Here is a 12,825-nt window from a genome sequence, read left to right on the forward strand (position 1 = left end):
ACCGGACCCGCCAGAGGCTCCAGGTCAAGTCGCGGCTCGGCAGTTGCTAGACTCTGGTTTCAAAGGTTACACTTTTTACTTGACAGTCTCGCCGCGCCATATCAATTAAATTATTCACGTTTCGGTATCCGCGAGCTTTTCGTTTTGAAGCTTGAACAAGTCCATTAATACCTTCAAGCAAACCATTGGTCATCTTACTGTGGAACCATCGAAGGATGCCCTCTTCATGCGTTTTAATTGTTTTTGCAAGTTTAATCATTGGTTCAAGTTGAGAGCGTCTCGCCCAACCCATCCATTCACGGAGATACACATGCCTGATTTCAAGTGTATTTTGGACGCGGGATGCGGCCACGGCGCATTTACGTTGAGTATGGCCGGGCATGCGAGGCACATCGTCGCTTCGACAATTCTGGCGAAATGATCCGCATTGCCAAGCAATTGCTGCGAGACAGCGCAGTCTCCAATGTGGAATTCGTGCATGCGACCACCAAAACCGAGCTGCCCTTCGCCGACGGGCAATTCGATCTGATCTACGACCGGCGCGGGCCGACCTCCATTCTCAACCACAGCCGGGTCCTTGCCAAGGGCGGCACCATTATCGGCATTCACAACGCGATTGAGACCGTGCAGGAGCGCTTGCGGCAAAAAGGCTTCCAGCATGTTGAAATTGAAACGTACGGGGAAGTGGTCTACCACTTCCCAAACGAGCGGGAGCTGGCGCTCTTCCTGTCCGATACGCCGGGCAACCCGGACTATATGCTGCCGGTAAACAAGGACCTGCTGCGGCAAAAGCGTAACGGTTGCCGGCGCGCTTAGTTGGATCCCGGTCGGGAAAAATAGGAATAGACCGCCCTTCGTAAGAGAGTGGCGGTCTATTTGAAGCTGTTGTCTGTATCTTCACATGACGCTATTCTGCAATAAAATTCAAATCTCTCAGCAAGCGGGCCAGCAGCACAACGACTTCGGCGCGGGTCGTTTGAGCCTTCGGCTCAAAGCGATGCTCGTCTCGTCCTTCAACGATCCCGTCTTGCACCAGGTTCGCCACGGCTTGCTTCGCCCAGTCCGAAATGCTCGCTTGATCCGTGAAAGCATGCAAGTTCGAGGAAGCATTCGCTTGTGCAGCCTGCCCGTGGGCGAACTGTCTGGCCCGGTCAATCAGCGCCGCCAGTTCCTCCCGGCGTATCGGCTGGTTAGGCCTGAAGCGGTTGCCTGCATATCCTTGGACTAGTCCGGCCTTCACGGCCGCCGTTGCAGCAGGCGCATACCAGGCATCGGAGGACACATCGGCGAACCCGGTATCGGATGCATCACTCTGAACCGTAGATAATCCCAGCGCGCGCACCAGCAAGGCTGTGAATTCAGCCCGCGTAATATTGGCATTCGGGGCAAAGCGATCCGGGGCGGCGCCTTCGACAATTCGTTTGGTCGCCAGCAGCTCCACTTCTGCTTTCGCCCAGTGCTCCGTTAGGTCCCCAAAGCTTTTGCCAGTCGGTTCGACTACTGCATAGAGACTGTTATGCGCTGCGTTCATCACCATTTCCGGCGTTCCGTCCGGACGCATTCCCGGCAGGGAAGGGATGAAGCGGAATGTTTTTGTTTCCGGCACCATCTCTACTACTATCAAGGTGGCGGCATCCTCAGCCTCATCGATGACAATCGCCCGGGTCATATAGGTTCCGCCGAAATCGCTGATTTCAAGCGATTGTCCGTCTGCCTCCACCGTCACCTTGAAGTCGATGACGCGGCTGACCAGACGCATCCCCTGATCGGCGGCAAGCTGCCGGATCTCTGCTTCGTTGTCCGGATCCAGTTTCTCCAGCTTAATGGTAAGCTTCATATCCTCAAGCTCCACGCCAAGCGTCTCGGTTATCTGCTCCCAATGGAGCGCTGGAATCGCCAGCTGATAGCTTGCGCCGTTTAGCTCCACATGGATGGAGAGGTTCGGCTTGGATTGCATAGCCGATACGAGGGAGGAGGCCGGCAATTGCACTTGCACAATGCCTTCCGTATCATCCACCCGAATGGTCAGCAGGTCCTTCTGTAGTTTCTTCAACGCTTGATTCAGCGCAGTTTCATTAATGCTTAACTGCTCTATGATGGTGCCGTCACCCTGCGTAAACTTTTGGATGTTGTTGGTAGACTCAAGCAAGAGAGAATCTTCGTATAAACCGGCTTGATTGTTGATGATCGGGAGGACAAGTGTGAACAGCTTGAAACGATTGGATACGGCTTGCTGTGTATGGCCAACCCTATCCATGCCTCTCACATGCAGGTACCAATCGCCGTTCACACCACTCTTCGTCAATTCATCTCCGCTAGCAAAGCGGGTCCACTCTTCGTCCCCAGCCGGCACACTGGCGCTATTCTTCCATACATATTGCAGACTGGACGGATCGACACCGCTGTCATTGTCGCCAATGGTAACGGTAGTGGAAGCCCGGGTTGCATTCTCTTCATTGCCATTCGTGTCGAAGACAATTGCTGGTGCGCTGTTGTCCAGCAGGAAGCGGTTCGATCCGCTGTCCACGGTGCTGCTTGCCGCATCGGCAGCCTGGATATGCAAGTACCAGTCGCCGTCCACGCCGCTTAGCGACAAGGTGTCTCCGTTTACAAAACCGGTCCATGCTGCTCCGCTGTCCGGCGTGCTTGGGCTCTGTGTCCACGCATATTGCAGGCTGTCCGGATTGACGCCGCTATAACTGTCACTTACTGTAACGACAGTGGATGCCGAGGTCGCAAACGATTCATTGCCGTTCGTGTCGAAGACAACTGCTGGTGCGCCGTTGTCCAGTCGGAAGCGGTTCGAACCGGTGTTCATGGTGTTGCCTGCCGCATCGGCAGCCCGGATATGAAGATGCCAATCGCCGTCCACGCCGCTTAGTGATAAGACATCTCCGCTTGCAAAGCCTGTCCACGCCACCTCATCACCGGGCATCGTTGCCTCGTCTGTCCACACATATTGCAGGGTGCCCGTATCGATGCCGCTGTCATTGTCGCTAACGTTAACGGTAGTGGATGCTGTTGTTTCATACGTTTCATTTCCGTTCGTGCCCAAACCTGCGACCGGAACGGTTGAATCCACCCGGATGATATAGGATGACGTTAATTCATTATCGGCACTGTCCGCCGTTTTCACATCCAACGTATGCTGGCCTTCACTGCTGAAGGAAACCGGTGCGGAATAAGGCTGCCACGTCGATCCGCCATCGAGGGAATAGGTTGTGGAGATCACATCTACTCCATCGGTCGCTTGGTTCGTATACACGCTTGCCGTCACGCTTTGGTTCACCCAATCGCCTGCATTGTATTCACTGTCGTCGGCCAGCTTCAAATGGACATCGAGCACCAAACCGCTGCGGCTGATATGGATCGAGCGGGTCGGTGAGCTTGTATTGCCGACTCTATCCGCTGCTCTGACTATCAGTGTATGTGCGCCTTCGGCGGTGAAGGATAGCGGGGTGCTGTAGGGTTCCCACCCACTGCCGTTATCCAGTGAATACTGCAGGGTGTCGAGTCCGCTTAGCCCATCCGAAGCGCTCAGGCTGGCCGTCACATTCTGATTCGTCCAGCTTCCGCTTGTATACGGGGAACTGTCCTGTTTCCTCAGCTCGATCTCAACCAAAGGGGCGCTATTGTCGAGCCGGAAGCGGTTCGACCCGGCATTCGCAACATTGCCCACTTCATCGGCAGCCCTTATATGCAAGTACCAGTCGCCGTTCACGCCGCTTTGTGTGAGCGTATCCCCGCTTGAGAAGCTTGTCCATGCGGATCCGTCATCCGGCGTACTGGAGCTTTGCGTCCACACATACTGCAGGGTGTCTGGATCGACGCCGCTGTCGCCGTCGCTGACGGTAACGGTCGTCGAAGCGGAGGTCGCCAACGTTTCATTGCCGTTCGTGCCCAAGCTGATAGTGGGAGCTGTTGCGTCTTCCACAATAGTCACGGTGTAGGTTTTCCCGGTCTGGAAGTACGGTTCTACATGGGCTTGAATGACGGTAGAATCTCCCGTCAGCGGAACATGAACTGCCGAAGCGCTCGTTTCATACGATCCGTTGATCTGCAGTTCGGCATATAGGGGACTGGCTAGCGTCGCCGTCACATTTACGTCGGTGGCCGAGGGGTTGACGTATCCCGTATAGCTGGTGACATTCGGATGAAAATTAGGACTTATCGTACCTGCATCGATAGTCATACTGCTTAAATTCCAATTGCCCGGGGCTGTTAGATCAGGTTTGCCATAAACGCTCTCCCCCCATGACACAATGCTGCCATCCGACTTTAATGCCAAGGAATGATGATAACCAGCAGCAATCGCTACAACACCGTTTTGTGCTGCGGTCGGAACGGTCGTTTGTCCGTCCCCCCACGAGATGACACTGCCGTCTGATTTCAACGCCAGGGAATGACGGAATCCAGCCGCGATGGCTACGACGCCGCTCTGTGCTGCTGTCGGCACGTCCATTAGATCAAAACGATTGTCTCCCCATGCAACGACACTACCATCCGTCTTTAAGGCTAAGGAATGGTTTAGTCCGGCCGCAATGGATACGACACCGCTCTGCGCTTCAGTCGGAACGGACGCCTGGCCAAAATAATTATAGCCCCAACCGACAACACTGCCGTCCGCCTTTAATGCCAAGGTATGATTGCCTTCAGACACAATCGCTGTGACGCCGCTTTGCGCTGCGGTCGGGACATCCGTTTGACCTGCATCATTCATTCCCCAGGCGACGACACTGCCATCCGACTTTAGCGCCGCGGAATGATTGGCTCCTGCTACAATCGATACCACACCGCTCTGCGCTGCGACCGGAACGGTCGTTTTGCCATTATCTGGTTCTCCCCATGCAATGACACTCCCGTTCGACTTTAAAGCCAACGAATGTTCGGAACCAGCATCAATCGCTACCACGTCACTTTGCGCTCCGGTCGGGACGTTTATTTGCCCTGTATCATTGCTCCCCCACGCGACGACACCTCCATCCGACTTCAAGGCCAGGGCATGATAAAAACCAAGCGAAATTCCACTTGCCTTCACAGGCTTCGATAGTTCAGCCGGGACCGACGCTTGACCATTGCTGTTTAACCCCCAGGCGACGACACTGCCATCCGCCATTAACGCCAGGACATGTGCGCTCCCACCGTCAAGCGCCACGGTGCCGTTCTGCGCGCTGCTGGGAATGGTGATCTGCCCGAAAGTGTTGTCTCCCCAAGCAATGACAGAGCCGTCCGCCTTGCGCGCCATGGAGAAATTCTTTCCCGCTGCGACCCCCACCACCTCGCTTTGCGCCCCGGCCGGAACGGTCACTTGACCTCTATAATTGTAGCCCCAGGCGACGAGCGTGCCGTCCGTTTTTAACGCCAGGATATGATTGGCTCCGCTCGCGATCGCCGCGACGCCGCTTTGTGCCTCGGTCGGGACGATCGTTTGACCGTCGCCATTGTTGCCCCAGACGATGACTGTGCCGTCCGCCTTCAGCGCCACAGAATGGCCGGTTCCGGCCGCAATCGCCTTAACCCCGCTTTGCGCATTGGCGGGGACGGTCGACTGCCCCCAGTAGTTGTAGCCCCAGGCGATGACAGAACCGTCCGTCTTCAACGCCAGGGAATGGTTATCTCCTGCGGCAATGGCCACGACGCCGCTCCGCGCCTCGTCCGGGACATTCAATTGCCCGAGATTGTTGTTACCCCAAGCCACGACTTCGCCGTCTTCCGTCAGCGCCAAGGAGTGGCCGTATCCGGCCGAAACGGCTATAACCCCGCCTTGCGCCTCCGAAGGGACGTTCGTTTCGCCATAGGTGCGCCCCCAAGCGACGACCGAGCCGTCCGCCCTTACCGCCAAACTGTGCAAAAAGCCGCTCGCAATGGATACCACGCCTCGTGAACCTGATGCTGATTGTGCCGCATCTGCGGTATGCTGCCATCCGGGCAGTTCGATCACGCTTATTACTAGTATAAGGACCAGGATCATGGACAGTCTGCTTTGAACTCTTCTTTTCACCTTTCGCGCTCCTCTTCCTCTTCCTCTTCATTTCATAGCTTCTATACGACTCGCAATGTCGAATTGGCTATGATGCTTGCTTATTCTCGCATATTTGCCGCCATGTATTCTTAAAGGTTTCTTAAAATCTCTCTTTTCTCATTTGAATAAAGTATTCAATCTTGTAAGGATTGTTGTACTATAGTACAAACACGTTTCTTCAGAGGACATGAATAGGCGGTTATCACTTTTTGGAGGCTAAAGCGGGATTATGAAGCTCTCTTTGAAATTATGGCTGTACTTTATTGTCAGCAGCGCCGCAGCTATTGTGTTGGCCGTAACACTTGCTCTGACCTTGGGGCAAATATTGCAGCCCGGCCATACCTATGAAACCTTAAAAGCAATGGCAGACGAAATGATCTTAGAGGTCAACCAAAACGGAGCAAAGGAGACAGCGCTCCATGAAGTCACGAAGATCTATCAATCCGAGCACCCTTCTTTTGTTTTCGAGTGGCTCCATACTGACGGGGCGATTGTATATGCCTCGGACGGTCGAACGCAAGCGTACAGCCCTTCCGAGCTCATCCATATGCTAGCTAACGAATCGGATAGCTATTGGGATCTGGAACATCCCGTCAGTATGATGTATCCGGCCGACATTTCAGGGTACAACTACTATTTGCATCTTGAGATCCCCCCTGAAGCCATGAGGGAATCACAGATTCTTTTCTATTTCCGTTCATGGACGTCCTTTTTCTCTCTGATTATTCCCTTGCTCGTATTTATCATCACGCCGTATTTCTTTACCTATCACTTCTTTCATTCTTTACGCCAACGATTAACCAAAATAATAGACGCCCTGTCCGGCATGTCGATTGATCGTCGCCGGGAAATCCATGACGACCATAACGATGAAATCGGACAGCTCGCCGATCATTTCAATACCATGTCGAAGCGCATTCATGAACAAGTCGTACAGATTCAAGATCAGGAGAACAAGCGTAAAACGTTGATATCCAACTTATCCCACGATCTGCGGACACCTCTTACTAACATTCTTGGTTATGCAAAGACGTTACAGAGAGGCCTATACAAGAATGGTGAAGAGCTTCAAGCCTATACGGATATCATCCTAAGCCGTTCCCAGTACATGGAAAAACTGATCAACGCGTTGTTTCAAGTGTCACAGTACGATCTCCACGGCGTTCAAATCGAGAAAGCTCCTACTCGTATAGCCGTGATATTGAGAAAAGTATTGGCCGAATACATCGTAGTTCTGGAATCCAAGGAGATCGAAGCGGATATCTCGATTCCAGATATAAGCGTGACCTTGATGGCTGATGCTAACTTGCTGGAACGAGCGATACGTAATTTGATCGATAACGCGATAAAATACGGATCAGATGGAAAGTATCTGAGAGTGGAATACAAAGAAGGGGAAGAGGGGGTATCCTTCTCTGTCATCGATCGCGGTCAAGGAATTCTCGCAGAACAGCAGCTTCTGCTCTTTGATCGTTTTTATCAGGGGAGTCAAAATCGTAGCAGCGAAGGCTTCGGGATTGGGTTATCCATTGTCAAAGAAATTGCGCATGCCCATGGCGGTGAAGTAACCGTGGATAGCGTGCCCGGCCTGGAGACGCGCTTCTCAATCACATTGCCTAAGTGATGGCAGCCTGTCCGTGAACATTGCATATGCGCTTTTTAAGCAATTGTTTCATCGACTTCTTTCCAAATGCAATCGTGCAACCAAGCGTCATCTTGGCATTCCGAAAAACCTTTTGCTCGTTGATTCGACAACCATTAGCGTGGGAAAAACACGACTCCCTTGGGCATTGTTTCTTGGAGAACGTGCGGGAGAACCAATATTTTGTCACAAGAATCAAAGAAAATATAACGCTCGTACAACCGCGTTAGTTAAAGCGGGAATCCGCTGAAAACTCGAATGTCGTGAAGGATATGACTTGTTACCTGGGAACCCCTCAAAGTCAATCGCAGCTTCGTCATCGCGTCGTCATTTTTAAAGACGATTACGGTCACGAAATTCGAGTTGCCACCAATCTCAAGCACCTGTCTGCCGATCAAATCGCCGATATGTACAAGGCAAGATGGGGCATAGAAGTTTTCTTTCGATGGATCAAGCAAAACTTGAATGTTCCTGTTCTGCTCGGAACGACAAAGAATGCGGTATTCAACCAGTTGTTCGCGGCACTCATGACGTACGTTGTCTTGAGGTGGCTCTATGATCATTCCAAGTCACTCATCATCGCCTGCAAATCGATGCCTCTCATCCGCAAAGAACACATGCAAGTGAACCAATTGCAGGCGGAATGGCTCATAGCTGTGACTAAGATTCTGGATACATACATCGATTTGTCACGTCTTGAAAACCCAAAAGTTGGTTAATCAACAGAAGTGTAATGAAATGAGTTATGTATTATACTGGATACATTCACGCCACGGCTACAAGGACGGCGACAGCCATGTCACCTTGGGGGAGGAGGTAAATAAAGTGATAGATTCCCGTATTCTTGTCGTGGATGACGACCCGGATATTCGTCATTTGATCTGTATCCATTTGGAGGAAGGAGACATGATCTATACAGAGGCGAGAAGCGGAAAAGAAGCGCTTGAATTACTGGATCTGGAGTCCTTTGACCTCGTTATATTGGATCTCATGATGGATGATACGGATGGGCTGCAAGTTTTGGAGCATGTCCGTTCCTGCCAGAATCATACACCAATTATTGTTGTGAGCGCATTAAGCGAAACGGAGAAGAAAATCAAGACGCTTGGCCTGGGGGCCGATGATTATATAACGAAGCCTTTTATCCCCAGTGAACTCGTAGCCAGGGCTATGGCCAATATTCGGCGAAGCCGGAGCCCGCAAACCCGTATAACGGCCAATCGCCTTCAATATCGGAGTATCATTCTTAATTTGGATTCTTTAACGATTGAAAAAGAGGGGAATCGATATTCGATTACGCAAACAGAATGCGATTTGCTTGCTGCATTTATGCGCAAACCCGGTTATACGTATACGAAGGACGAGCTCTACCAAGCTGTATGGAACCACGAGCAATATGACCCCAACAGCCTTAGTGTATATATTAATTTTTTGCGTAAAAAAATCGAGGCCAACCCGAAAATGCCTAGATACATACAAACGATACGAGGAATCGGTTATCGCTTTGCTGAGGTCAAGGAGAGATGACGCTTTCAATGGGCGCATCCACGGTAATCGAAACCGCACCGTCCGGCGCAGCCGAGCGAACAAGGAAGGGGAATGGAAAATGGATCAACTGGCAGTGCTCCGCCATTATGTTGCTACTTTGGGGTATCGGGGGAGCCAGGCACTGCATGCGGCGCCTGACTATTTTGCTTCGTTCAATGCAGGACATGGTGTTCGTTCGCCCGTCGAGCTCCTCAGCCACACGGCCGTTGTGCTGGAGTACGCCCGGTCCCGACTCGCCGAAGACGAGCGCGAGTGTTGGGAAGTAGGGACGTGGGAAGCCGAGACGGAACGCTTCTACCTGACGCTGGAGCGGTTGGACGAAGCGCTGCTGCACGGCGCGAAGCAGGCAGACGACAATACGATGAGGCAAATGATTCAAGGGCCGCTGGCCGATGCGATGACCCATATCGGGCAGTTGACGATGCTGCGGCGGCTGGCGGGAGCGCCTGTGCCGAAGGGGGGATTCGTCGAGGCGGATGTACGTACAGGAAGGCTCCGCTATCCGGTGCCGGAAGGCGAGACTTGAAACCAACATGAAAACATTGAACATGTGGCTTGGCGCGGCGCTGCTGAGCTTGCTCACGGCTTGCGGCAACCAGGCACGATACGTTCATTTGTACAATTACTATCTACCGCACCATTCGCTTCAAAGCCATACGCCAGACTCTGTGTATAACCAAGCCGTTATTCTACAATCCAGAAATGCCGCCTGTATGCCAGGCGGCATTTCTACTCATTCAATAGGCTACAGACCATGCTCCGAACATCATGAACGATACGGGAAAACTGCGGCTTTAATGCCTGACTTAACCCCAGCCCGAAATCAACACGCTCTACATCAACACCAATGCTCATTCGCGTTTTCACAGTTCATTTCATAAATAGCAGAAGAGTTCTCTCTTTGCAGGTTAAAATTCACTCGTCATATCCACCCATTTCAAATCCAAAACAACTGAAACTTTAATCGTATCACGCAGTACATTTTTTTTAGTCACCGTCATCCTGTACAAAGGAGAAATACTTCGCCGAATGCTGAAAACGATAGACTTCTAGGTATCGACGCGACATATCCCCACCACGCACTCCACATGCGCCGTCCAAGGAAACATATCCACCGGCTGCACCTCGACGGGGCGGAAGCCGCCGTCCTCGAGCACGCGCAGGTCGCGCGCGAGCGTCGAGGGGTTGCACGAGACGTAGACGACGCGCTGCGGGCGCATCGCGACGATCGTCTCGAGCAAGGCGGCATCGCAGCCTTTGCGCGGCGGGTCGACGACGATGACGTCGGCGCGGATGCCCTGCTCCCGCCATGAGGGGAGCACGTCCTCGGCCTTGCCGACCGTGAATTCCGCGTTCGCCAAGCCGTTCATCTCCGCGTTGCGGCGGGCGTCTGCAACGGCTTCGGGGACGATCTCGACGCCGTACACCCGCTTCGCGCGCCGCGCGAGAAACAACGAGATCGTGCCGACGCCGCAATAGGCGTCGATCACGGTCTCGCTGCCGGTCAACCCGGCATAGTCGAGCGCTTTGCGGTACAAAGCCTCGGTTTGCAGCGGGTTGACCTGGTAGAACGAGTGCGCGGAGATCGCGAACCGGATGTCGCCGATCGCATCGTAGATCCGGTCGCGTCCCCACAGCACGTTCGTGCTCGGACCCATGACGCTGCCTGGCGCACCGTCGTTGACGTTGTGGCACACGCTCTCCACGCCGGGCACGGTCTGTGCGATCCGCTCCGCCAGCTCCGGTCCATGCGGCAGCTCCGGCCCCGCCGTAACCAGAACGATCATCGTCTCGCCGGTGCGGTAGCCGGACTTAATTATCACATGGCGCAGCACGCCCTCGCGCTTCTCGGCGTTATACGCCGGTATGCCAAGCTCGCGGGCGGCGCTCTTGACCGCCTGCACGATCCCGTCGGCGGCTTCGCTGCGGATCAGGCATCGCTCCGCATCGATGATCCGGTGGCTGCCGCCCGCATAAAAGCCGGCGACAAGCCCGCCCTCCTGCTCCCCGACCGGCACCTGAACCTTGTTGCGATACTGCCACGGCTCGTCCATCCCGATCGTCGGATGAACGACGACCCCGTCGTCCTCCGCTGCCCCGTTCCCCAGCGAACCGGCATCGGCTCCGGCACTGCCGCCATCCCCATCTCCGCCTGCCGCGTCATACCCGGCCACGCGGATTTTCCCGATCCGCTCGAGATTGTCGGCGACCATTCGCCGCTTCAGCCGCAGCTGAGCCGCATAATCGAGATGCTGGAGCTGACAGCCGCCGCACTCCGCATAGACCGGACAAGGCGCCTGGATACGGTCCGGGCTCGGCTCCACGACCTCAAGCAGCTCGGCGAACCCGTACTGCTTCTTCAGCCCGGTCACCCGTACCTTGACCTTCTCTCCCGGCAGCGCTCCATGAACAAAAAGGGTAAAGCCGTTCACCCGGCTTACCCCTTCCCCTTCGTGCCCGATCCCGATACAATCGGCGATATACGTTTCCTGCAGCGTCACCGGCGCCTTGGCCGTATCCTTGGCCACAGCCTGCGCTTTTGCGGACGGTGCACCGTTTCTTCCCCGCCCGCCGGACGCGCCGCTTCGTTTCGATCGGCCGCCCCGGCCTGTTCCTTTTGCCACTAGACGTTCACTCCAACCTGACTTATTTGTATGTCGAATTGCCGGACTCGTCGACGAAAATTTGCAGATGATCCGGAAGCACCGAAATCGTACAAGGCAGCGTACCGCCAAACTCCCCGTCCAGGTTCAGCTGCACGTAGTCGGGCGACGTCACCTGAATGCTCTGCGTCTGGAAATAAATCAGATGCGGATCGTTCATATGCTCGCCGCGCAGCGCCGCCGAGACGATGCGGATGAATTCCGCCAGATTGCATTTGCGCAAAATAAACACGTCCAGCAACCCGTCGCTCAGGCTCGCCTCCGGAGCGAGCTTCTCGAAGCCGCCGACTGAGTTGCTGTTGCAGATCAGGAACATCATCACTTCCTCGTGGACGATCTGATCCTCCCAGCGGAAGATCAGCTCGGTCGGACGGAGCCGGGGCAGCTTCTCGAGTCCCTTCATATAATACGCGAGCTGTCCGATCACCGTCTTCAGCTTGCTCGGCACCTCGTAGGTCAGCTCGGTCATCGAGCCGCCACCCGCGATATTGATGAAATACCGCTTGTTCACCCGGCCGACATCGATATTCCGGGTATGCTGCTGCAAAATCAGGTCGACCGCAAACTCCCAATTCTTCGGAATCCCGAGCGCCCGCGCGAAATCGTTCGTCGTACCGAGCGGCAGGATGCCGAGCGGCGGCCGGTTCGGCTTCTCGGCCATGCCATTGATCACCTCATACAGCGTGCCGTCCCCGCCTGCGGCGATCACGACGTCGAACCCGCGCTCCACCGCCTCCGCCGCGGCTATAGCTGCGTCCCCTTCTCCGATCGTAGCGTGGGTGGACGTCTCCAGTCCGCCTCTCTCCAGCCGCTGCAAGATTTCGGGCAGCCTTCGCTTCATCTCTTCCCGACCGGACGTCGGGTTGTAGATCAGTCTGGCACGTTTGGCCATTGACCCATTCCCCCATTTTCCGTTATATCGTTCTATGATCAAAGTCGTTTCTTATGCT

The 12,825-nt window shown here is 54.3% G+C and carries 9 protein-coding genes; 5 read left to right on the plus strand and 4 right to left on the minus strand.

Going from position 1 to position 12,825, the window contains the following annotated elements:
* Window positions 1–46 precede the first annotated feature (46 nt).
* On the minus strand, window positions 47–382 hold the full coding sequence (locus tag IDH45_RS35145) for a transposase (protein WP_223837197.1): 336 nt from the start codon (window positions 380–382) through the stop codon (window positions 47–49).
* 35 nt (window positions 383–417) lie between these two features.
* Between IDH45_RS35145 and IDH45_RS31680 the strand changes: the two genes are divergently transcribed.
* Window positions 418–816: a class I SAM-dependent methyltransferase gene (locus IDH45_RS31680; protein ID WP_263364906.1), complete on the plus strand. Its 399-nt coding sequence runs from the start codon at window positions 418–420 to the stop codon at window positions 814–816.
* A gap of 91 nt (window positions 817–907) precedes the next feature.
* Here the strand turns inward: IDH45_RS31680 and IDH45_RS31685 are convergent, their stop codons facing one another.
* Window positions 908–6,001, minus strand: a complete 5,094-nt coding sequence (locus IDH45_RS31685; protein ID WP_190932160.1) for an RCC1 domain-containing protein — start codon at window positions 5,999–6,001, stop codon at window positions 908–910.
* Between the two features lie 250 nt (window positions 6,002–6,251).
* Between IDH45_RS31685 and IDH45_RS31690 the strand changes: the two genes are divergently transcribed.
* From IDH45_RS31690 to IDH45_RS31705, 4 genes are all read left to right on the plus strand, one after another.
* On the plus strand, window positions 6,252–7,646 hold the full coding sequence (locus IDH45_RS31690; RefSeq protein WP_190932161.1) for a HAMP domain-containing sensor histidine kinase: 1,395 nt from the start codon (window positions 6,252–6,254) through the stop codon (window positions 7,644–7,646).
* Between the two features lie 290 nt (window positions 7,647–7,936).
* On the plus strand, window positions 7,937–8,383 hold the full coding sequence (locus tag IDH45_RS31695; RefSeq protein WP_190932162.1) for a transposase: 447 nt from the start codon (window positions 7,937–7,939) through the stop codon (window positions 8,381–8,383).
* Between the two features lie 19 nt (window positions 8,384–8,402).
* Window positions 8,403–9,191, plus strand: coding sequence for a response regulator transcription factor (locus IDH45_RS31700; protein ID WP_190932163.1), 789 nt, complete (start codon window positions 8,403–8,405; stop codon window positions 9,189–9,191).
* A 79-nt stretch (window positions 9,192–9,270) separates the two neighbouring features.
* Entirely contained in the window at window positions 9,271–9,738 is a 468-nt protein-coding gene (locus tag IDH45_RS31705; RefSeq protein ID WP_190932164.1) for a hypothetical protein, read from the plus strand.
* A 523-nt stretch (window positions 9,739–10,261) separates the two neighbouring features.
* Here the strand turns inward: IDH45_RS31705 and rlmD are convergent.
* Both rlmD and IDH45_RS31715 read right to left on the minus strand, forming a co-directional pair.
* Window positions 10,262–11,836 carry a 23S rRNA (uracil(1939)-C(5))-methyltransferase RlmD gene (gene rlmD / locus IDH45_RS31710; protein ID WP_190932165.1) on the minus strand — a complete coding sequence of 525 codons (1,575 nt, stop codon included), beginning with the start codon at window positions 11,834–11,836 and terminating at the stop codon, window positions 10,262–10,264.
* 22 nt (window positions 11,837–11,858) lie between these two features.
* A complete protein-coding gene (locus IDH45_RS31715; RefSeq protein WP_190932166.1) occupies window positions 11,859–12,767 on the minus strand; it encodes a diacylglycerol kinase in 909 nt (302 codons plus the stop codon).
* Window positions 12,768–12,825 lie beyond the last annotated feature (58 nt).

It is taken from the genome of Paenibacillus oceani (assembly GCF_014705615.1).
GTDB classification, from domain to species: domain Bacteria; phylum Bacillota; class Bacilli; order Paenibacillales; family NBRC-103111; genus Paenibacillus_AB; species Paenibacillus_AB oceani.